Origin of the sequence: Burkholderia savannae (assembly GCF_001524445.2) — a bacterium.
GTDB classification, from domain to species: Bacteria; Pseudomonadota; Gammaproteobacteria; order Burkholderiales; family Burkholderiaceae; genus Burkholderia; species Burkholderia savannae.
Genome location: NZ_CP013417.1, coordinates 2,911,993 through 2,933,303 on the forward strand (window position 1 = coordinate 2,911,993; position 21,311 = coordinate 2,933,303).

At 70.4% G+C, this 21,311-nt stretch carries 15 protein-coding genes; 9 read left to right on the forward strand and 6 right to left on the reverse strand.

Annotated features, from left to right (window positions below; genetic code table 11):
* Positions 1-93 precede the first annotated feature (93 nt).
* On the forward strand, positions 94-681 hold the full coding sequence (locus WS78_RS14370; protein WP_059574735.1) for a GIY-YIG nuclease family protein: 588 nt from the start codon (positions 94-96) through the stop codon (positions 679-681).
* Between the two features lie 58 nt (positions 682-739).
* Here the strand turns inward: WS78_RS14370 and ppa are convergent, their stop codons facing one another.
* Entirely contained in the window at positions 740-1,267 is a 528-nt protein-coding gene (ppa, locus tag WS78_RS14375) for an inorganic diphosphatase (RefSeq protein WP_038751738.1), read from the reverse strand.
* A 160-nt stretch (positions 1,268-1,427) separates the two neighbouring features.
* Between ppa and WS78_RS14380 the strand changes: the two genes are divergently transcribed.
* From WS78_RS14380 to WS78_RS14390, 3 genes are all read left to right on the forward strand, one after another.
* The gene (locus WS78_RS14380) at positions 1,428-2,867 is read left to right on the forward strand and encodes an aldehyde dehydrogenase family protein (RefSeq protein ID WP_059574737.1); all 1,440 of its coding nucleotides are present in this window, start codon (positions 1,428-1,430) and stop codon (positions 2,865-2,867) included.
* A gap of 119 nt (positions 2,868-2,986) precedes the next feature.
* A complete protein-coding gene (locus WS78_RS14385; protein WP_059574842.1) occupies positions 2,987-3,745 on the forward strand; it encodes an SDR family oxidoreductase in 759 nt (252 codons plus the stop codon).
* 67 nt (positions 3,746-3,812) lie between these two features.
* Positions 3,813-5,120, forward strand: a complete 1,308-nt coding sequence (locus WS78_RS14390; protein WP_059574739.1) for an MFS transporter — start codon at positions 3,813-3,815, stop codon at positions 5,118-5,120.
* 108 nt (positions 5,121-5,228) lie between these two features.
* Here the strand turns inward: WS78_RS14390 and WS78_RS14395 are convergent, their stop codons facing one another.
* From WS78_RS14395 to hemC, 3 genes are read right to left on the reverse strand one after another with little or no spacing between them, the layout of a single operon-like run.
* Positions 5,229-6,419 carry a heme biosynthesis protein HemY gene (locus WS78_RS14395; RefSeq protein ID WP_038751746.1) on the reverse strand — a complete coding sequence of 397 codons (1,191 nt, stop codon included), beginning with the start codon at positions 6,417-6,419 and terminating at the stop codon, positions 5,229-5,231.
* Between the two features lie 4 nt (positions 6,420-6,423).
* Positions 6,424-8,406: a fused uroporphyrinogen-III synthase HemD/membrane protein HemX gene (hemDX, locus tag WS78_RS14400; RefSeq protein ID WP_059574741.1), complete on the reverse strand. Its 1,983-nt coding sequence runs from the start codon at positions 8,404-8,406 to the stop codon at positions 6,424-6,426.
* Positions 8,406-9,377: a hydroxymethylbilane synthase gene (hemC, locus tag WS78_RS14405; RefSeq protein WP_059574743.1), complete on the reverse strand. Its 972-nt coding sequence runs from the start codon at positions 9,375-9,377 to the stop codon at positions 8,406-8,408. The genes hemDX and hemC overlap by 1 nt, the downstream gene beginning before the upstream one ends.
* Before the next feature lie 333 nt (positions 9,378-9,710).
* On the opposite strand from hemC, the gene ppc reads away from it, so the two are divergent.
* A complete protein-coding gene (gene ppc / locus WS78_RS14415) occupies positions 9,711-12,695 on the forward strand; it encodes a phosphoenolpyruvate carboxylase (RefSeq protein ID WP_059574744.1) in 2,985 nt (994 codons plus the stop codon).
* Positions 12,696-13,276: 581 nt separating this feature from the next.
* Here the strand turns inward: ppc and WS78_RS14420 are convergent.
* Complete coding sequence (locus tag WS78_RS14420) at positions 13,277-14,032, reverse strand: class I SAM-dependent methyltransferase (RefSeq protein WP_038751760.1); 756 nt, start codon at positions 14,030-14,032, stop codon at positions 13,277-13,279.
* Positions 14,033-14,215: 183 nt separating this feature from the next.
* Between WS78_RS14420 and WS78_RS14425 the strand changes: the two genes are divergently transcribed.
* On the forward strand, positions 14,216-15,028 hold the full coding sequence (locus WS78_RS14425) for a helix-turn-helix transcriptional regulator (protein WP_038751763.1): 813 nt from the start codon (positions 14,216-14,218) through the stop codon (positions 15,026-15,028).
* 69 nt (positions 15,029-15,097) lie between these two features.
* On the opposite strand, the gene WS78_RS14430 is transcribed toward WS78_RS14425, so the two are convergent.
* Positions 15,098-16,108 (reverse strand): Csu type fimbrial protein, encoded by a 1,011-nt coding sequence (locus WS78_RS14430; protein ID WP_059574844.1) that lies wholly within the window; start codon positions 16,106-16,108, stop codon positions 15,098-15,100.
* A 439-nt stretch (positions 16,109-16,547) separates the two neighbouring features.
* Between WS78_RS14430 and WS78_RS14435 the strand changes: the two genes are divergently transcribed.
* From WS78_RS14435 to WS78_RS14450, 3 genes are all read left to right on the forward strand, one after another.
* Positions 16,548-17,066 (forward strand): Csu type fimbrial protein, encoded by a 519-nt coding sequence (locus WS78_RS14435; protein ID WP_038751765.1) that lies wholly within the window; start codon positions 16,548-16,550, stop codon positions 17,064-17,066.
* A 7-nt stretch (positions 17,067-17,073) separates the two neighbouring features.
* On the forward strand, positions 17,074-17,817 hold the full coding sequence (locus WS78_RS14440; protein ID WP_059574746.1) for a fimbrial biogenesis chaperone: 744 nt from the start codon (positions 17,074-17,076) through the stop codon (positions 17,815-17,817).
* 772 nt (positions 17,818-18,589) lie between these two features.
* Positions 18,590-20,881 (forward strand): fimbria/pilus outer membrane usher protein, encoded by a 2,292-nt coding sequence (locus WS78_RS14450; RefSeq protein ID WP_060821368.1) that lies wholly within the window; start codon positions 18,590-18,592, stop codon positions 20,879-20,881.
* The last annotated feature ends 430 nt before the right edge of the window (positions 20,882-21,311 follow it).

Genomic DNA, 21,311 nt, shown 5'->3' on the forward strand with positions numbered 1-21,311 from the left:
CGGGGGCGGCCGCCGGATGAACCGACGGGCGAATCGCGCGCTCGCGCCGCGCAATTTCTGCGACACTGGCGGCTTCGCATCACGCCGCCCTTCATGTCCTGGTATCTGTATCTGATCGAATGCGCTGACGGCAGCGTCTACACCGGCATCACGACCGACGTCGCCGCACGTTTCTCGCAGCACGCGCAAGGCAAGGGCGCGCGCTACACGCGCGCGCGCAAGCCGAGGGCCGTGCTCGCGTCGTTCGAGCTCGCCGATCGCTCGAGCGCGTCGCGCGCCGAATATTGGGTCAAACGGCTGACGCCGACGCAAAAGCGCGCGCTAGCGGGAGGCTCGCTCTCGCTCGCGTCGGTGCTGCCGGCCCCTGACGCCGGCGCGACACGCCGCGCGGACGGCGATTGCGCGACACCCGCGCCGGCAGCCGGCATCGCCGAAACGGCGACGGCCGAAGCCGCAACCGCAATCGGCGCGGCGATGACGACGGGCGGCACGGCTACCGCGGATCGCGCCGCGAAGCCGAAGAAGGCCCCAAACGCGGCGAAAATATCGAAACAGACGGCGACCGGGTCTTCCGGGGCCCCGACGACTTCGGGAAGGAGAGCGGAGCCTGCGCGCGCGCGTTCCGCCCGCGCGGCGGCCCCGCAGCGGACGCGCACCAAACAAAACCGCGCGGCCTCTTGACGAGACACGCGCGGTTTCGCGCAACCGGACGGCGCCGCGGCGAGCGCCGTCGCGCCGCTTACTTCTTGAAGTTCGCGACGCCTTCGGTGATTTCCTTGTGCGCCGCGTCGATGCCGTCCCAGCCCTCGACCTTCACCCACTTGCCCTTCTCGAGCGCCTTGTACTGCTCGAAGAAGTGCTTGATCTGATCCTTCAGGTACGCGGGCACGTCGTCGATCGACTTCAGGTTCGCCGTCATCGGGCAGACCTTGTCGTGCGGCACCGCGACGAGCTTCGCGTCGACGCCCGATTCGTCGGTCATCTTCAGCATGCCGAGCGCGCGCGCGCGAACGACCGAGCCCGCGAGCAGCGGAAACGGCGTGATGACGAGCACGTCGACGGGATCGCCGTCGCCCGACAGCGTCTGCGGAATGAAGCCGTAGTTCACCGGATAGCGCATGCCGGTGCCGATGAAGCGGTCGACGACGAGGAGGCCGAGTTCCTTGTCGGCTTCGTACTTGACCGGCTCGCTTTGCGCCGGGATCTCGATGATCACGTTGAAGTCTTGCGGCAGATCCTTGCCGGCCGGGACGTTGCTGAAGCTCATGAGCGTTCTCTGAAGTTCGGATGGGAATCGGGACGGATGGCGGCCTCGCGGGCGCCTCCGATGGAAAGCGCATTATAGCCAATCGCCCGATGGCGCTTGCGTCGCGTTCGGCCGATAATCGGCCAACGATCAGACACGGCCCGAGCAGCCGGGAGCGAGCATGGAAGAGGCGAAGCATTTCATCGCGGGCGCATGGGCGGCGCCCGCGAGCGGCGAGACGATCGCCGTGATCGATCCGTCCGACGGCGAGCCGTTCGCGCGGCTCGCGCGCGGCACGGCGCCCGACGTCGACGCGGCCGTCCACGCGGCCCGCGCCGCGTTCGGCGGCCCGTGGGGCGCGGCGAGCGCGGCCGAGCGCGGACGCATGCTCTACCGGCTGTCGATGCTCGTCGCCGCGTGCCGCGAGGAGCTCTCGCTCATCGAGTCGCGCGACACCGGCAAGCCGCTCACGCAGGCGCGCGCGGACGCCGACGCGCTCGCCCGCTATTTCGAGTTCTACGCGGGTGCGGCGGACAAGCTGCACGGCGAGACGCTCCCCTACCGCGACGGCTACACGGTGCTCACGCTGCGTGAGCCGCACGGCGTGACGGGCCACATCGTGCCGTGGAACTACCCGATGCAGATCCTCGGGCGCAGCGTCGGCGCGGCGCTCGCCGCGGGCAACGCGTGCGTCGTCAAGCCGTCGGAGGACGCGTGCCTGTCGGTGCTGCGCGTCGCGGCGCTCGCGGCCGAAGCCGGGCTTCCCGCGGGTGCGCTCAACGTCGTGACGGGCTACGGCCACGAAGCGGGCGCGGCGCTCGCACGCCATCCGGGCATCGATCACATCTCGTTCACCGGCTCGCCGGATACAGGCCGCCTCGTCGCGCAGATGGCGGCCGAGCACCACGCGAGCGTCACGCTCGAGTTGGGCGGCAAGTCGCCGCAGATCGTGTTCGCCGACGCGGATCTCGACGCCGCGCTGCCCGTGCTCGTATCGGCGATCGTGCAGAACGCCGGCCAGACCTGCTCGGCCGGCAGCCGCGTGCTGATCGACAGGGCGGTCTACGAGCCGCTCGTCGAGCGTCTCGCCACCGCGTTCAACGGGCTGAAGGTCGGCCCCGGCCGCGCCGATCTCGACTGCGGGCCGCTCATCAGCGCGAAACAGCAGCAGCGCGTGTGGGATTTCCTGTCCGACGCGCAGCACGACGGCATCGTGATGGCCGCGCACGGCGAAGTCGTGCCGGACGCGCCCGAAACGGGCTTCTACCAGGCGCCCGCGCTGCTGCGCGATGTCCCGCACACGCACCGGCTCGCGCAGGAGGAAGTGTTCGGCCCGGTGCTCGCGGCGATGAAGTTCGCCGACGAGGACGAAGCGCTCGCGCTTGCGAACGGCACGCCGTACGGGCTCGTCGCGGGCGTGTGGACACGCGACGGCGCGCGCCAGATGCGGCTCGCGCGCCGGCTGCGCGCGGGGCAAGTGTTCGTCAACAACTACGGCGCGGGCGGCGGCGTCGAGCTGCCGTTCGGCGGCACCGGGCGCTCGGGCTACGGCCGCGAGAAAGGCTTCGAGGCGCTGTACGGCTTCACCGTGCTGAAGACGATCGCGCTCAAGCACGACTGAGCGGGCGCGCAATGCCGCACGGCACAGCGCGCGAGCGCGCGTCACCGCCCGCCGTCGTCATGGCGGCGTTCGCGTTCGCAACGTTCGCAACGTTCACGACAAGATCCAGGAGACAATCGATGCGGTTGAGCGGCAAGACGGCCGTCGTCACGGGCGCAGGCTCGGGCTTCGGCGAAGGCATCGCGAAAACGTTCGCGCGCGAGGGCGCGTGCGTCGTCGTCAACGATCTGAACGCGGCGGCGGCCGAGCGCGTCGCGAGCGAAATCGCGCTCGCGGGCGGCCGCGCGCTCGCCATCGCGGGCGACGTGTCGCGCGGCAACGACTGGCGCGCGCTGCTCGACGCCGCGCTCGACGCGTTCGGCGGCGTGCACGTCGTCGTCAACAACGCGGGCACCACGCATCGCAACAAGCCGGTGCTCGACGTCACCGAAGCCGAGTTCGATCGCGTGTATGCGGTCAACATGAAGAGCCTCTTCTGGAGCGTGCAGACGTTCGTGCCGTACTTTCGCCAAGCGGGCGGCGGCGCGTTCGTCAACATCGCGTCGACCGCTGGCGTGCGGCCGCGCCCGGGCCTCGTCTGGTACAACAGCACGAAGGGCGCGATGATCACCGCGAGCAAGACTCTCGCCGTCGAGCTCGGAGCCGACCGGATTCGCGTGAACTGCGTGAACCCGGTGCTCGGCGAGACCGGCCTCACGGCCGAGTTCATGGGCGTGCCGGACACGCCGGAGAACCGCGCGCGCTTCATCGCGACGATCCCGCTCGGCCGCCTGTCGACGCCGCAGGACATCGCGAACGCGGCGCTCTATCTCGCATCCGACGACGCGGCGTTCGTCACCGGCGTGTGCGTCGAAGTCGACGGCGGCCGCTGCGTCTGAACGCGCCGCGCCGCCCGCCCGCGCTCCACCCCGCCTGCCGCCATTCAAACGTGCCAGAGGAGACATCATGGCCAGCACCGCGCCGGCGTTCACGCCGACTCCGCCGTCCGCCTTCGAGGCGGCAACCTACCGCAAGGTCTCGTGGCGGCTCGCGCCGCTGCTGCTGCTCTGCTACGTGGTCGCGTATCTCGATCGCGTGAACGTCGGCTTCGCGAAACTGCAGATGGCGTCCGACCTGCATCTGTCCGACGCGGTCTACGGCCTCGGCGCGGGCATCTTCTTCGTCGGCTACTTTCTGTTCGAGGTCCCGAGCAACGTGATCCTGCACCGGGTCGGCGCGCGGGTGTGGATCGCGCGGATCATGGTCACGTGGGGCATCATCTCCGCGCTGACGATGTTCGTGTCGACGCCCGCGATGTTCTACACGATGCGCTTCCTGCTCGGCGTCGCGGAAGCGGGCTTCTTCCCCGGCGTGATCCTCTATCTGACCTACTGGTATCCAGCGCACCGCCGCGGCAGGATGACCACGCTCTTCATGACGGCCGTCGCGCTGTCGGGCGTCGTCGGCGGCCCGATCTCCGGCTACATCCTGAAAACGTTCGACGGCGCGAACGGCTGGCACGGCTGGCAGTGGCTGTTCCTGCTCGAGGGCGTGCCGTCGGTGCTCGTCGGCATCCTGCTGCTGTTCGCGCTCGACGACCGGATCGCGAAGACGGCATGGCTCGACGACGATGAAAAGGCCCTCCTCACGCGCAACATCGCGCTCGAGGACGCGCGCAAAGAAGACCTGCCGCTCGCCGTCGTGTTCGCGAGCCCGCGCGTGTGGCTGATGGGCCTCATCTATTTCTCGTTCGTGATGGGGCTCTACGGCGTCGGCTTCTGGCTGCCGACGCTGATCAAGTCGACGGGCGTGACCGACACGTTCTCGATCGGCCTGCTGTCCGCCGTGCCGTATGCGGCGGCCGTCGTCGCGATGCTCGCGATCGCGCACAGCGCGGACCGCCGCCGCGAGCGGCGCTGGCATCTCGCGATCCCCGCGGCGGCGGGCGCGCTCGGGCTCGTGCTGTCGGTCGTCTGGGCGCACGACACGGTGCTCGCGATGCTCGGCCTCACGATCGCGACGATGGGCATCCTGACGACGCTGCCTCTCTTCTGGAGCCTGCCGACCGCGTTTCTCGGCGGCACGGCCGCGGCCGCGGGCATCGCGATCATCAATTCGGTCGGCAATCTGGCCGGCTTCCTGAGCCCGTACCTCGTCGGCTGGCTCAAGCAGGCGACCGCGTCGAACGACGCCGGGATGTACATGCTCGCCGGGTTCCTCTTGCTGGGCGGCCTGCTCGCGCTGTCGGTGCCGAAGGCGCTCGTCGACATCTGATTCGACGCGCGGCGCGCCCGTGCCGGCAAAAACGAAAACGGCGGCCACCAAGGCCGCCGTCTTCTTTGCGTCCCGCCCGCGCGCCGGGCGACGCCCCGGCGCGAACGCTCAAACAACCGTGATCGAGAGCGCGCTTTCGCGATAATGCTGCGCGGCCTTGTCGGTCTCGCCGAGATGCTCGAACAGGCGCGCGAGCGCGCGATGCGTGCGGATCTTGAGCGGCTCGTCGTCGGCGAGCTTCAGCGCCGATTCGAGGAACGACTGCGCCTTGCCCCACAGTTGCTGCTGCTGGCACAGCCGGCCGAGCGCGAACAGCAGGTCCGCGTCTTCCGGGCGTTCCCGGCGCCAACCCTCCGCCTTCTGGATCAGCGGCAGCGCGTCGGAGCCCGCCGTGTCCGGATAGCGGCGCAGCAGCCGCGCGTTCCAGTTGTGCGCGAGCGCGTCCTCGACGATTCGCCGCGCTTCCTGGCGGCGCTCGAGCGCGATCAGCAATTCGGCCGCGAGATCCGCGAGGCGCGGCGACTGCCGCTCGGCGGCCGACAGCGACTGCCACACTTCGAGGAGCGCGTCGGCGTCGTGCCGGCGATCGCGCAGCAGATGCTCGGCCGCCTGCTGGCGCAGACGCACGGCGGCGGCCGGATGCAGCGCCTCGCGCTTTTCGAGCGCCTTCGCGATCTTCAGCACCTCGCCCCAGTTCTTCAGTTGCTGCTGCGCGCGCAGCGCGATCTGCTGCGCATGGATGCGCTTGCCGCCCGACGCCTGCATCTCGGCGAGCGCGGCGAGCGCGCCCTCGGCGTCGCGGCCGTCCGCACGCATGTCGGCCGTCGCGAGCAGGCGCGCGTCCTGCCATTCCTGCCCGCTCACCTTCGCGAGCCATTCGTCGCGACGCGCATACTCGTGCATCCGGTGCGTCGCCGCGGCGGCGATGAGGCTCGCCGCGCCCTGGTTCGCGTCGACCGCGAGCGCATCGCGCGCGGCCTTTTCCGCACGCGAGAAGCGGCCCGCGTACAGGTTCGCGAGCGCGTCGCGCAACGAGGCCTGCGCGCGCTCGTTGCGCATCCGCGCGCGATACGCGGCGACGCGCTGCGGCATCCGCCACACGTTGCGCACGATCCGCATCAGCGCATACAGCACGATGAAGGCGACGATGATCGCGAGCACGAAGAAGTTGAGCGACACGTCGACGCGATACGGCGGGTAGACGATCAGCACCTGGCCGGTGTCGAAGCGGCCGACCGTCGCGAGCGCCGCGGCGATCGCGAACAGCACGGCGAGCCAAATGATTCCACGCAGCGTCATGTCGTCAACCCCGGCTCTTGAACTGTTGAACCGCGTTCAGGCTCGTGTTGAGGTTCGGCACCGCGACCGTCAGCGACGCGGCGTCGACCTGCTTGAGCAGATCCTGAACGATCCGGGTGTCCTTCGACGCGCCGTCGAAGTAGCGCGCGACGGCCGCCTGCGCGGCATGCAGATCGGACTTCATCGCGCCGTCGTTGCGCGCGAGGAGCGACAGCCGCGCGCTCAGCAGGCGCAGCTTCACGTTCTCGCGCACGAAGTAGCCTTCCTCGGGCGACGCGAGCATCGCGTCCGCGTGGTCGATGCGGCGCACTTCGACGAGCGACTTCAGCTGCGCGCCGATGCCCGCCGAGAAGCCGCGCCACCACGCCTTCCAGCGCGGCTCGCCCGCCGCCGCGGCCGCCTGCTCGGCGTTCGCGGCGACGTCTGGCGTCGTTTGCGCGTGCGGCGCGATCGCTTCGCCCGCGAGCGGCAGCGCGTCGACCTTCCCGATCGCGTCGTCGAGCTTGATCGCGAGCCCGGTGAGATCCGCCGACGGCGCGGCCTTCAACCGTTCGATGTCCTGCGCGATCGCCTTGCGCACGACGACGGCCTGCGCGCTCTGCGACGACGCGAGCCGCGAATCGGCGTTCTGCAGCGCGATCAGCGCGAGCTGCGTGTTGCCCGTCAGCAGGAGCTGCTGGCTCGCGCTCGACAGCATCTGGCCGACTTCCTCGATCATCCACGCGTCGCGATTGCGCGACAGGTCCTGATACTGCTGCTGCAGCGCGGTCTGCGCGGTCTGCGCATCGGCGAGCTTGCCTTCGAGCTGCGACAACTGCGAATCGGCCTGATGCACGCTCGCGAGCGCCTGATCGGTCTTCGTGCGGATCTCGGCCGTCTGCGCGTCGAGCGCCTTCTGCCGCTCGACCGCGTGCTGGTCGAGGCGATCGACCTTACGGTTCAGCGCATAGCCGCCGACGCCCGCCGCGGCCGCGATCACGGCGACCACGAACCACAGCGCCGCGCTCGAGCCGCTGCGCCGCTCTTTCGTTTCAAACGGCGTAAACGGTTGATTCGGCGGCGCAACGGGGGCCGCGGCCGGTTTGGAAGAGACGTCTTTGGTATCGTTGGTGTCTGTCATGCGAGAAGGCATCGGAGCGGCAGTCGCCGGTTGATCGGCCTGATCGGCCAACGTACGAAACGCGCGGACGATGCGCTCATCGCCTGCGCCGGACAGCGTAATCCTATCAAAACCGAGTGCGCGCGCGGTCTCGACGATCCGCGGATGCGGCGCGACGAACTGCGCGTGCGTCAGCGCGTCGATCTCGGTCTCGTTCAAATGCTCGTGCGCGAGCTCGCGCAAATTGCGTACGCCTTCCGAGCTCGTCACGAGCCACGCGTGCGGCGCGCCCGACAGCAGCGCATGCACGCGCTCCCACGCGCCGATCGAAGGCTCCGGGCTCACGCGCCGATACGCGGCGACGAGCTCGACCTCGGCGCCCGCTTCGCGCAGCCGCTCGGCGAGCCATTCGCGGCCGCCGTCGCCGCGCACGATCAGCACGCGTTTGCCGGCGAGCTTCGCCTCGCCGTCGAACGCGCGGACGATCTCGGCGAAGAGGCTTTCGGAATCGTAGTGCGGCTCGCCGCCGCCGTCGTCCGGCTCGCGCGGCGCGATCACGCGATGCGCGCCCGCCGCGATTCCATGCCGCGCGAGCGCGGCGACGCTGCCCGGCCCGACCACGCCGATCGGCAGCGGATGCGGCCAGATCGCGCCGAGCCGCGCGAGCGCGTGATCGATCGCGTTCGGCGACACGAACACGACGAGCGCGTATGCATCGAGCCGCGCGAACGCGTCGGCGAGCGGCGCGTCGTCGGCGAGCGGCGCGATGTCGATGAGCGGAAAGTCGAGCACGTCGAGGCCCGCCGCGGCAAGCTGCGCGGCAAGCTCCGCCGATTGTCCGTCGGGGCGCGTGAGCACCGCCGTGAACGCGCGCGGCGCGCCCGCCATCACGCGCCGCCCTTTTGCGCGCTCGCCGCGACGAGCGCGCGCGCGCCCTGGCGCTCGAGATCGTCGGACACGGCGCGGCCGAGCGCGAGCGCGTCGGCGGGCGTCGCGGCGCGGGCCTGCGCGCGCGCGACGAGCACGCGGGCGCCGTCCGTCGTCGACACGCTGCCCGTCAGGCGCAGTTCGTCGCCCTGCCACACCGCATGCGCGGCGAGCGGCACCTCGCAGCTGCCGCCGAGCGCGCGCGACACAGCGCGCTCGGCCTCGACGGCGAGCGCGGTCGCGGCGTCGTGCAGCGGCGCGAGCCAGGCGGCGACGTCCGCGCGGCGCGCGGCGATCTCGATGCCGAGCGCGCCCTGGCCCGCGGCGGGCAGGCTGTCTTCGGCGTCGAGCAATGCGCGGATGCGCGCGGCGAGGCCGAGGCGCTTCAGGCCCGCGGCGGCGAGAATGATCGCCGCGTAGTCGCCGCGGTCGAGCTTCGCGAGCCGCGTGTCGAGATTGCCGCGCAGCGGCCGCACGTCGAGGTGCGGATGGCGCGCGCGCAGCATCGCCTCGCGGCGCAGGCTCGACGTGCCGACGACGGCGCCCGCGGGCAGTTCGGCAAGCGACGCGTAGTCGTTCGACACGAACGCGTCGCGCGGGTCCTCGCGGCTCATCACGGCCGCGAGCGCGAAGCCTTCGGGCAACTCCATCGGCACGTCCTTCAGCGAATGCACGGCGAGATCCGCGCGGCCGTCGGCGAGCGCGTTCTCGAGTTCCTTCACGAAGAGGCCCTTGCCGCCGACCTTCGAGAGCGCACGATCGAGAATTTGATCGCCGCGCGTCGTCATCCCGAGGATTTTCACGTCGCAAGCTGGATATAATTTGCGCAGCGCATCACGCACATGCTCGGCTTGCCACATGGCGAGGCGGCTCTCGCGCGACGCGATCGTCAGCGTCGCAGGCAGCTCGGCCGAAAGAGTCTCGGAGTTCATTGCAGGGACATCGAAGGACGGGATTAGGAACGGACTATGGTAGCACGCGCGCCTTGCGCCTCCGCCCGCCGGACGGCCGGTGCGCGCGGCCCGCACGGTCTGCGTCAAGATCCCGAACGATCGTTCGGTTCGAGGCGGAATCCGGCGTCCGCACGCGGGCCCGGCGCCGCAGTCGTCGCGTCGCTCGCCGCGTCGCCCGGTTTCGTCGTCCGACGAGGCCGCGCGCGACGCGCGTCACGCACCGTGCAGCGCGCGACGCCGCGCCGCTTGATCGCGCTCGCTGTTGCTGGACCGCAGTTCCCGTTCACTCGTGCTTTCCCAAGGAAATCAATCGTGAAGTCTTCCGGATCGGCGCGCGCGACGCGCCGCAATGCTGTCTCGTCCTCCTACGCCCCGGCGACCGCCGACACCCCCGCCCGCCGCGCCGCGAAAACAGCGCGCAAGCCGAACGGCGCCGCCGCGCAAGCACTCGCGCCGGCGAACGCCGCGCACGCGAAACCGCAAGGCCGCACGCGCGAAGACAAGGACCGCCCGCTCTTCGAGGACATCCGCTATCTCGGCCGACTGCTCGGCGACGTCGTCCGCGAACAGGAAGGCGACGCCGTGTTCGACGTGGTCGAAACGATCCGCCAAACCGCCGTCAAGTTCCGCCGCGAGGACGACAAGGCCGCCGCGCAGACGCTCGAGAAGATGCTGCGCAAGCTCACGCCCGAGCAGACGGTGAGCGTCGTGCGCGCGTTCAGCTATTTCTCGCATCTCGCGAACATCGCCGAGGACCGCCATCACAATCGCCGCCGCCGAATCCACGCGCTCGCGGGCTCCGCGCCGCAGGCGGGCACCGTCGCCTACGCGCTCGACAAGCTCAGGCAAGCGGGCGACGCGTCGCCGAAGACGATCCGGCGGTTCTTCGAAGGCGCGCTCATCGTGCCCGTGCTGACCGCGCACCCGACCGAAGTGCAGCGCAAGAGCATTCTCGACGCGCAGCACGACATCGCGCGGCTGCTCGCCGAGCGCGACCAGCCGCTCACCACGCGCGAGCTCGCGCACAACGAGGCGCTCCTGCGCGCGCGCGTGACGACGCTCTGGCAGACCCGGATGCTGCGCGACGCGCGCCTGACGGTGGCCGACGAGATCGAGAACGCGCTGTCGTACTACCGCGCGACGTTCCTCGACGAGCTGCCCGCGCTCTACGCGGACATCGAGGAGGCGCTCGCCGAGCACGGCCTGCCCGCGCGCGTGCCGGCGTTCTTCCAGATGGGCAGCTGGATCGGCGGCGACCGCGACGGCAACCCGAACGTCACCGCCGCGACGCTCGACGAAGCGATCAACCGCCAGGCCGCGGTGATCTTCGAGCATTACCTCGAGCAGGTGCACAAGCTCGGCGCGGAGCTCTCCGTGTCGAACCTGCTCGTCGGCGCGAGCGACGCGCTGAAGGCGCTCGCGGCCGCGTCGCCCGACCAGTCGCCGCACCGCGTCGACGAGCCGTATCGCCGCGCGCTGATTGGCGTCTACACGCGGCTCGCGGCGAGCGCGCGCGTGCGGCTCGGCGAAGGCGCGGTGCCCGTGAGGAGCGCGGGCCGCGGCGCCGCGCCCGTGCGCGCGACGCCGTACGCGGACGCCGAGGAATTCGTCGCCGACCTGCGCGTGCTGACCGATTCGCTCGCCGTGCATCACGGCGAATCGCTCGCGGCGCCGCGCCTCGCGCCGCTCATGCGCGCGGCCGAGGCGTTCGGCTTCCACCTCGCGAGCATCGACTTGCGGCAGAGCTCGGACATCCACGAAGCGGTGATCGCCGAGCTGCTCGCGCGCGGCGGCGTCGAGCCCGACTACGCGGCGCTGCCCGAAGCAGACAAGCTGCGCGTGCTGCTCGCGGCGCTGGCGGACCCTCGGCCGCTGCGCTCGCCGTATCTCGACTATTCGGACCTCGCGATGAGCGAGCTCGGCGTGCTCGAGCGCGCGCATGCGATCCGCGCGCAGTTCGGCCCGCGCGCGGTGCGCAACTACATCATTTCGCACACCGAGACGGTGAGCGACCTCGTCGAAGTGCTGCTGCTGCAGAAGGAGACGGGCCTGTTCGAAGGCACGCTCGGCACGCCGCATGCGAACGCGCGCAACGGCCTGATGGCGATCCCGCTCTTCGAGACGATCGCCGACCTGCGCAACGCGCCCGACATCATGCGCGAGTTCTTCGCGCTGCCGGGCCTGGGCGAGCTGCTCGCGCACCAGGGCCACGAGCAGGAAGTGATGCTCGGCTATTCGGACAGCAACAAGGACGGCGGCTTCCTCACGTCGAACTGGGAGCTCTATCGCGCGGAGCTCGCGCTCGTCGATCTGTTCAGCGAGCGCGGCATCAAGCTGCGCCTCTTCCACGGGCGCGGCGGCACGGTCGGCCGGGGCGGCGGCCCGACCTACCAGGCGATCCTGTCGCAGCCGACCGGCACGGTGAACGGCCAGATCCGCCTGACCGAACAGGGCGAAGTGATCGCGAGCAAGTTCGCGAACCCGGAGATCGGCCGGCGCAATCTCGAGACGGTCGTCGCCGCGACGCTCGAGGCGACGCTCCTGCCGCACAGCAACGCGCCGAAGCAGTTGCCCGCGTTCGAGGCGGCGATGCAGACGCTGTCGGACGCCGCGATGGCCGCTTACCGCGCGCTCGTCTACGAGACGCCCGGCTTCACCGACTACTTCTTCTCGTCGACGCCGATCACCGAGATCGCCGAGCTGAACATCGGCAGCCGGCCCGCGTCGCGCAAGCTGCAGGACCCGAAGAACCGCAAGATCGAGGATCTGCGCGCGATTCCGTGGGGCTTCTCGTGGGGCCAGTGCCGGCTGCTGCTGACGGGCTGGTACGGCTTCGGCAGCGCGGTGGCCGCCTATCTCGACGGCGCGAACGATGCCGGCGAGCGCGCGAAGCGCGTCGCGCTGCTCAAGAAGATGAACAAGACCTGGCCGTTCTTCGCGCATCTGATGTCGAACATGGACATGGTGCTCGCGAAGACCGATCTCGCGGTCGCGTCGCGTTATGCGCAGCTCGTCGCCGACAAGAAGCTGCGCAAGCACGTGTTCGAGCGGATCGTCGCCGAATGGCACCGCACGTCGGACGCGCTCGCCGAGATCACGGGCAGCGGCGCCCGGCTCGCCGCGAATCCGCTCCTCGCGCGCTCGATCAAGAACCGCTTCCCGTATCTCGATCCGCTGAACCACTTGCAGGTCGAGCTGATCAAGCGGCACCGCGCGGGCGACACGAACGCGCGCCTGCGGCGCGGAATTCACTTGACGATCAACGGGATCGCGGCCGGGCTGCGCAATACCGGCTGAGCGCTGCGCGGCCTTGCGCGCGGGCGCCGCCGTGCCGTGCGCGAGGCTCGCTTGCCGACGTCGAAACGGTGACGGCCGCGCACGTGCGCGGCCGTTTTTTTGCTCGGGGCGGTTGGTTCGCCAGACGGCTTTCGCGCGGCCTGCGCCCTGCAATCGGCGTGTGGGGCCGGCGCTGTTCGGTCACGTGCCGGGAAGGAACGGCGCCGCGCGAGGGGCGCGCCGCGCGGCTTTCTCGCGTGCTCGGGCTTGACGTCGCGCGGCTCCGCGCGCCGAGGATTCGGCGTATCGCGATGCACGCTTGGCTTGGCTTGGCTTGGCTTGGCTTGGCTCGGCGCTTGGCGCTCGGCGCTCGGCGCTTGGTCTGAAGTCTGGAGTCTGGAGTCTGGGCTCTGGGCTCTGGGCTCTGGGCTCCCAGCTCCCAGCTCCCAGCTCCCAGCTCTCGCTTATCGGTTATCAACGCCCGGCACCGCGTTCCCGGCAATCGCCGCGCAAGGTGCCCGGCGCCTCGGCACTTCGACGCCTCGCCGTCCCGGCTTCCCCGATCTCCCAGCGCCCCGCCCATCCCCCGCCCCGCCGCCGCGTCAGCGCGCGTCGATCATCACCGCATCGAGCTCGAACGAGCCGTCCGGCCGCACGTCGAAGTACGCGCGCACCTCATCGGGCGCGCCCGCCCACAGCGCGCGGATCGCGTTCGCGCGCACGTCGGGCGTCCTCATCCGCGCGATCCAGCCGTCGAACGCGATCGGCAGGCGCCAGCGCGCCCGCACCCGCGCCGCGAAACCCGCCTGCGCGAACGACGCGAGCCACTCGTCGACGCGGTAATCGCGCACGTGCGACGCGTCGCGCAGCACCTCGACCGCCTGGAGATGCGTGTCGACGAGCGGATGATCGGCGCCCGCGATGTCGACGAACAGCACGCGGCCGCCCAGCTTCAGCACACGGCGCGCGTCGGCGAGCGCGCGCGGCACGTCGTGCCAGTGATGCGCGCTCATCCGGCTCACGATCCAGTCGAACGACGCGTCGGCGAACGGCAGCCGCTCCGCCGCGCCCTGCTCGACCCGCACGTTCGCGAGGCCGCGCTCGCGCGCCGCGGCTTCGACCGTCGCGAGCATCTGCGGCGCGAGATCGTACGCGACCACCTCCTTCGCGCCGCCGCGCGCGGCGGCGAAGCTCGCGTGGCCCGCGCCGCAGCCGAGATCCAGCACGCGCGCGCCGGGCGTCCCGGCGATCTCGGCGGCGAGCGTGTCGAGATCGGCGCCCGTCGCATGGACGGCGCTCGTCAAATAGGCGGATGCGGTCGTGCCGAACGCGTCGGCGACCTGATCGTGATGTTTCATGCGCTGACTCCTTGTCGCGTGGGGATCGCAGACGGCCGGCCGACTGCATCGGCCGCCGTGAGCCGCTACAATAGAACCCGATTTGTACCGGTACAAGACAATCGATTATCCTGGTATCCGCTCCACCAGCCTGGCGATCGGAGCGCCGTATTTCCGTTCGCCCTCACGCATCGCCCGACCCAGATGAGCCGCCCGTCCGCCCCACCGTCCCTCGACTCAACGCCCGCCCGCGCGCTCGGCGAATTCATCCGCGCGCACCGCGAGCGGCTGTCTCCGCAGGCGCTCGGCCTGCCGCCCGGCCCGCGGCGCAGGACGCCGGGATTGCGCCGCGAGGAGGTCGCGCAGCTCTGCGGCGTGAGTCCCACTTGGTACACGTGGATCGAGCAGGGCCGCGAAGTGTCGGCGTCGGCCGACGCGCTCGCGCGCATCGCGGTTGCGCTGCGGCTGTCGCGCGCCGAGCGCGCGTATCTGTTCGAGCTCGCCGCGCAGCGCGACCCGGCCGAGCCCGAGTTCGCGGCGACCGACGCGCCGGAAACGCTCGTCGCCGCCGTGAAGCTCATCGCGACGCCCGCGTACGTGCTCGATCGCCAATGGAACGCGCTCGCGTGGAACGACGCGGCCGCCGCGCTCTTCACCGGCTGGCTCGACGGCGAGCGCGGCGAGCGCAACCTGCTGCGCTTCACGTTCACGTCGCCCGCGGCGCGCGCGCTGATCGTCGATTGGGAAACGCGCGCGCGGCGGCTCGTCGGAGAATTCCGCGCCGACACGATTCGCCATCTGAGCGACGCGCCCACCCGTGCGCTGATCGATTCGCTGCTCGCCGAAAGCGACGCGTTCGCGCATTACTGGGCGTCGCAGGACGTCGGCGAGCGCGAAGGCGGCGAACGCGCGTTCGACCATCCGCGCGAAGGGCGCGTCGTCTATCAGCAGATGACGCTCAAGCCCGCGCATCGCGAAGACCTGAAGCTCGTCGTGCTGGTTCGGGAACACGCGTGACGGCGGGAACCCGGGCCCGCGCGCGCATGCGAACGCGAGCCGCGTCGCGCGACGCCGGGCGAAGGTTCGTCAGAACGTGATCGTCGCGGTGATCGTGTCGTTGTAGGTGCCGGGCGCGGGCGTCGTCTGCACGGGCACCTGGCCGTACACGGTGAGCGACTGCGACAGGCCGCTCCCCGTTCCCGTCGCCGTCGACGTGCCGGACGTGCCGTCGCCCCAAATCGTCGAATGCGCGGCGTCGAGATACAGCTGATAGTTGACGGCGCCGCCCCCGCCCGTGCGCTGCATCGCCCGCGACGACACGTCGCCGCTGCCGCCGCCGTTCAGCGCGATCCGGAACGCGTCGCCGTTCGTGCATTGCGCGCTGATCGTGCCCGTCGCGCTCAGCGCGCTCTGGATCACGCCCGTCGAGCCGAACGCGACGTTGGTCGCGTTGATGAAACAATCGTTGACGACGGTCGCGTTCACCGTGAATGCAAACGTACCCGCCGACGCCTGCGACGCACAAGGCGTCGGCGTCAGCGTGTAGAAGCTGTAGTCGAGCGACGTCAGCGTGCCGCCGAACGTCTGCGAATAGGTGGTGCTCGCGTTGCCGACCGTCGGCACGGTCGGCTGGTTCGCCGCGATCTGCCCGTAGATCGTGACGTTCGAGCTCGCGGTCGTGCTGAGCGCCGGCTTCACGAGCGTGAGCGAGATCGGCGTCGTGCCGTAATACGTCGAGCCCCAGCTCTGCGTGTGGCCCGAATCCTGATACAGGTCGTACTGCATCTGGTTCGATCCGTTCGTCAGATAGCGCGGCGGCGTGCCGCCGAGATTCAGGCAAACGAGCACGCTGGGCGTCAGCGTGGCGGCCGACCACGTGCAGGTGACGGTCATCGTCGCGGTGGTCGTGACGGCCGCGAGCGTGATCGGGTCGACCGAGCCGAAATCCGGCGCGGGCGTCGTGACCGAGCACGTCTCGGCGCGTGCGGCGCTCCACGGGCCCGCCATCAGCAACGCAACGAGCATCGCGAGCAGCCATTGTTTCAAATCGCGCTGCCTGAATTTTGTCATCGCCATTTTTTGACGTATCTCAAGCATTCGGACCGGCTTCAGTATAACCATCGGCACGCGCCATTCGATTTTCGGCGAACGGCATAAAGTGGCTCGACCGTCGCCGACACGCAGCGAGGAAATTCCGAATTCATCCGGATTCGTTCATCCGAATCCGGCCGACCGAATCCGGCCGACTGCACGCCGGCCGAAAAACGCCGCCCGGCGGCCGTCGGCGGCCATCCGGCTTTCACGAATTTTGCCGTCATTGCCTGAAAGTGTATTGCACCGGTTACGTAGGCTTTTCTCCCGATCATTCACCGGCATTTTCCCGTTGCCGGGAATGAAATCGTCGACTAGGCTTGTTAGGAACGCAAAAAAATCATGTCTTCGGCTTATCGCGCGCTCATTGAACGGCGCACCTGACATTTCGATGCCTGCGGCGGAATAGTGACGGGAAAATAACCATAGCTACGGAGCGATTGCGATGCATGTCCTTCAACGCCCTCTGTTGTCGGCCCTCGCCGCCGCTGTCCTCGTCGCCACGCCGTCGTTTCGTCCGGCATCGGCCGCGACTGCCACCGCCACCTTCAACGTCTCGCTGACGATCCAGGCCAACTGCACGATCTCCGCCAACCCGCTGTCGTTCGGCACGACCGGCGTGCTGGCGTCGGCGGTCAATCAGCAGACGACGCTGTCCGTCACCTGCACGAACACGACGACGTACAACGTCGGCCTCGACCCGGGCAGCGTGTCCGGCTCGAGCGTCTCGAGCCGCCTGCTCGCCGGCACGGCGTCCGGCAACACCAGCACGACGGTCGGCTTCCAGCTCTATCAGAACGCGGGACACTCGACGCCGTGGGGCAACACGGTCGGCACCGACACCGTGAGCGGCACCGGCAACGGCACCGCGCAGACGCTGACCGTGTACGGCCAGGTGCCCGCACAGACGACGCCGCAACCCGACACCTACCAGACGACCATCACCGCGACCATCACGTTCTGAGCCGCCCGTGACGTCGCTCGTCCGCCGGTGGCTCGCCGTTCTCGCCGTTCTCGCCGTTCTCGCCGTCGCTGCCGCCACCGTCCCGGCCGCCCGCGCCGCGACGCTGCAGATCTCGCCCGTCACGGTCGAGATGGCGGCCGACAATCCGGCGGCGGGCGTCATGCTGCGCAACCCCGACGCGCGGGCGATCTACGGGCAGGTGCGCACCTTCCGCTGGAGCCAGGAGCAGGGCGACGACGTGCTCGTGCCCGCGCCGGGGCTCGTCGCGAGTCCGCCGCTGCTGCAGATCGGCGGGCAGAGCGAGCAGCTCGTGCGGCTCGTGCGCGTCGCGCACGACAAGCCGCGCGCAGAGGAAAGCTATCGCGTGCTGATCGACGAGTTGCCGACGCGCGACGCGCCCGTCGTCAACGGCATCGCGATCCGGCTGCGCTACTCGATTCCGGTGTTCGTCGCGCCCGACACCGCGCTCGGCCCGCCGAAGCTCACATGGCGTATCGTGCGCGGCGCGTCGGGCTGGCTGTTGCGCGTGGCGAACGACGGCGGGCGGCATGCGCAGGTCGCATCGGTGCGGCTCGTCGACGACGCCGGCAAGACTTACGAGATCGCCCCCGGCCTTCTCGGCTACGCGCTCGCCGGCAGCATGCGGCAGTGGCCGCTGCATCTCGACGCGACGCGGATCGTGCCGCGCATCCGCAAGGTGCGCGCGACGATCAACACCCAACCTGTCGAGGCGGACGTGAGCCCGCCTTGACGACACACTTCGACCGTTCCTCCAAACCACTCGCTCGAACGTGCCGACTGTCCGCATCGCGCATCGCTCGACGGACCCTGGGCGGCATCGACGGTTCGTCGGACTGACGATCGCACTCGCCGCCGCGACATTCGCCGCTGCCGCGGCGAGCCGGGGCGCGCACGCGCAAAGCTCATCGGCTTCGGGTGAAACCGGCGCCGAGGATGCGGCAACGCGCGCCGCGCCGGCGAGTCCGGCCGTGCTCGCGTCGGGCTCCGTGAGGACATCCGCGGGGGCGTCCGTCGATCGCGTGCTCAGCGGCGCCGCCGTGCGCGCGGGATCGGGCGGCGCATCGGCGGCGGCGGCCGGCGCGGTCGTTGCGCCCGCAACGGTTGACGCGGTGACGTCGACGGGCGGGTTCGCGGCGGTGGCGAATGGGAGCGAGTCGGTTGCGTCGTCCGTGTCGTCCGTGTCGTCCGTGTCGTCCGTGTCGTCCGTGTCGTCCGTGTCGTCCGTGTCGTCCGTGCCGTCCGTGCCGTCTTTGTCGTCTTTGTCGTCTTTGTCGTCTTTGTCGTCTGTGTCATCCTCGCCGTCCTCGTCGCACCCGTCGTTGCCGTTTTTGCAATCCTCGCCATCGGCATTGCCGTCGCCGTCCACGTCGCCTTCGCCGGGCGGATCGCCGTTGCCGTTCGCGTCGCCCACATCGCCGGCATCGCCCTCTCCGGCGACGTCGCCCGCACCGGCCGCATCGCGCGCCTCCCCCGCTTCGGCCAACGCCCGAACCCCGCTCGCCGTGGCCGCCGCGCCCCCCGCGCTGTCCGCACCGCCCAACCCGACGACGAGCCTGCCCGTGCCCGGCGCGGACGCAACCGTGACCGCGAACGACCTGTATCTCGCCGTCTCGCTGAACGGCCAGCCGACGCACCTGATCGTGCACTTCGTCGTCGCCGACGGCCGCTTCTACGCGAGCCAGGACGACCTGAACGACATCGGCATCGCGACGTCCCGGCTGCGGCAGCCGGCGAACGCGCTCGTCGCGCTCGATGCGCTCGACTCGCTGCGCTACCGCTACGACGCGGCGCGCCAAACCATCGACCTCGACGCGCCCGACTCGCTGCGCATCCCGCACACGTTCGACACGCGCGCGCTCGCGCCGACGGTCCCCGCGAGCGCCGGCCGCGGCGTCGTGCTGAACTACGACCTGTACGCGCAGACGACCGACCGCGCGGGCGCCGCGCTCTGGCACGAAGCGCGCTACTTCGATCCGGCGGGCGTGTTCAGCAGCACGGGCGTCGCGTATTTCCAGCACGGCGGCCAGCGCTACACGCGCTACGACACGTCGTGGAGCAGGTCCGATCCGAACTCGCTCACGACGACGCAGTTCGGCGACACGATCTCGTCGTCGCTCGCATGGACGCGCTCGCTGCGCCTCGGCGGCCTGCAATGGCGCAGCAACTTCGCGCTGCGCCCCGATCTCGTGACGTTCCCGGTGCCCTCGCTCGCGGGCACGGCCGTCGTGCCGTCGACGGTCGATCTGTACGTGAACGGCGTGCGCCAGTTCAGCAGCGACGTGCCGAGCGGCCCGTTCGTCATCAACAGCGTGCCGGGCATCACGGGCGGGGGCAACGCCACCGTCGTCACGCGCGACGCGCTCGGGCGCACGATCGCGACGTCGCTGCCGCTCTACATCGACACGCGAATGCTCGCGCCGGGCCTCGCGAGCTACTCGGTCGAGGCGGGCTTTTTGCGGCGCGCGTGGGGCCTGCGCTCGTTCGACTACGCGCGCCGTCCGGCCGCGAGCGCGACCGCGCGCTACGGCGCGACCGACAGCCTGACCGTCGAAGCGCATGCGGAAGCGACGCCCGGCCTCTACAACGCGGGCGCCGGCACGCTCGTGCGGCTCGGCGGCGCGGGCGTCGCGAGCGCGTCGGTCGCGCAGAGCCTCGGGCGCCTCACCGGCACGCAGGTCGGCATCGGCTATCAGCTCGTGCGCCCGCGCTTCTCGATCGACGCCGAGACGCTGCGCGCGTTCGGCAACTACGGCGACCTCGCCGCGCGCGACGGCACGCCGGTGCCGAGCGCGACCGATCGCGTGACGCTGTCGCTGCCGTTCATCCGGTCGCAGACGTTCGCGATCAGCTACATCGGTCTCAAGTACCCCGGCCTGCAGGCGTCGCGCATCGGCTCGGTGTCGTACTCGGTAAACGTCGGCAGCCTCGCGTCGATCAACATCAGCGCGTTCCAGGACTTCCATCAGCGCGACTCGCGCGGCGTGTTCCTGAGCCTGAACGTCGCGCTCGGCGACCGGACGTCCGTCAACACGAACGCCGGCCGGCAGAACGGCAAGACGGTCTACAACGTGAACGCGATGCGCGCGCCCGACTACGGCGGCGGCTTCGGCTGGAGCGCGCAGGCGGGCGACGCGGGCGGCACGCGCTACGGCCAGGCGCAAGCGCAATACCTCGGCCGCGCGGGCGAAGTGACGGCGCTCGCACAGACGATCGCGGGGCGGCAAAACGCGGCGCTCGACGTGACGGGCGCCGTCGTGCTGATGGACGGCAACGCGCACCTCGCCCGGCGCATCGACGACGGCTTCGCGCTCGTATCGACGGACGGATCGGCGGGCGTGCCGGTGACGCACGAGAATCGCGTGATCGGCACGACCGACCGCGGCGGACATCTGCTGATCCCCGACCTGAACGCGTATCAGAACAACCGGATCGGCATCGACACGCTGAAGCTGCCGCTCGACGCGCGCATATCCGACACGATCCGCAACGTCGTCCCGCAGTCACGCTCGGGCGTGCTCGCGCATTTCTCGATCGCGCGCGAGCCATCGGCGTCGATCGTGCTCGAGGATGCGTCCGGCGCGCCGCTGCCGCCCGGGCTTGCGGTCACGCATCGCGAAAGCGGCGCGAGCACGATCGTCGGCTACGACGGGCTCACGTTCGTCACCGGCCTCGCGGCCGTCAATCATCTGGAGATAACGGGCCGCGGCAAGCGCTGCGCGGTCGCGTTCGATTACACGCGCCCCGCCGACGGCACGCCGCCGACGATCGGGCCGCTCACCTGCGATTTGAAGTGACGCGATGCGCACGCGGGCGCGTCGCGCGATCCGCGATGGCGCGTCGGCCGACTCGGCCGGGCGCCGGCGTTCGGTCGCATCGTTTGCATCGTTTGCGCCGTTTGCGCCGTTTGCACGTTCACACCGTTCGCCCCGATTGCGCCGCCGTATCTATCAGGCGACGCCGCGTCCATGACAGCGGCCGCCGCTCGCGACCGCCGCGAGCGGCGCACCCATCGCGCCCCCATCGCGCCCGCCGCGCAAGCGCCCCCGCGCCGGCCCGCCGTATCGCCCGTCGCCGTGCAGCCCGCCCGCACGCGCGCCGAAACCGCCGGCGCACGCGCTCCGCCCCCTCGCGCCGCCCCGACCGTGCCCCACCGGCCGCCCACCGCGCGAATGCTAGAATCCGCGTTGTCCGTTCGCGGCGCGCGCCGCTCCACTCCCCTTTCAA

Coding starts and splice junctions, on each gene's coding strand:
- hemDX (WP_059574741.1), bottom strand. CDS start 8,406: ATGGCGGGCGCGCCGCGCGCGTTCACGGCGGTGCTCACGCGCCCCGAC.
- hemC (WP_059574743.1), bottom strand. CDS start 9,377: ATGAACTCCGAGACTCTTTCGGCCGAGCTGCCTGCGACGCTGACGATC.
- WS78_RS14395 (WP_038751746.1), bottom strand. CDS start 6,419: ATGACGCTGCGTGGAATCATTTGGCTCGCCGTGCTGTTCGCGATCGCC.
- WS78_RS14425 (WP_038751763.1), top strand. CDS start 14,216: ATGAGCCGCCCGTCCGCCCCACCGTCCCTCGACTCAACGCCCGCCCGC.
- WS78_RS14430 (WP_059574844.1), bottom strand. CDS start 16,108: ATGCTTGAGATACGTCAAAAAATGGCGATGACAAAATTCAGGCAGCGC.
- WS78_RS14435 (WP_038751765.1), top strand. CDS start 16,548: ATGCATGTCCTTCAACGCCCTCTGTTGTCGGCCCTCGCCGCCGCTGTC.
- ppa (WP_038751738.1), bottom strand. CDS start 1,267: ATGAGCTTCAGCAACGTCCCGGCCGGCAAGGATCTGCCGCAAGACTTC.
- WS78_RS14370 (WP_059574735.1), top strand. CDS start 94: ATGTCCTGGTATCTGTATCTGATCGAATGCGCTGACGGCAGCGTCTAC.
- WS78_RS14390 (WP_059574739.1), top strand. CDS start 3,813: ATGGCCAGCACCGCGCCGGCGTTCACGCCGACTCCGCCGTCCGCCTTC.
- WS78_RS14385 (WP_059574842.1), top strand. CDS start 2,987: ATGCGGTTGAGCGGCAAGACGGCCGTCGTCACGGGCGCAGGCTCGGGC.
- WS78_RS14380 (WP_059574737.1), top strand. CDS start 1,428: ATGGAAGAGGCGAAGCATTTCATCGCGGGCGCATGGGCGGCGCCCGCG.
- WS78_RS14420 (WP_038751760.1), bottom strand. CDS start 14,032: ATGAAACATCACGATCAGGTCGCCGACGCGTTCGGCACGACCGCATCC.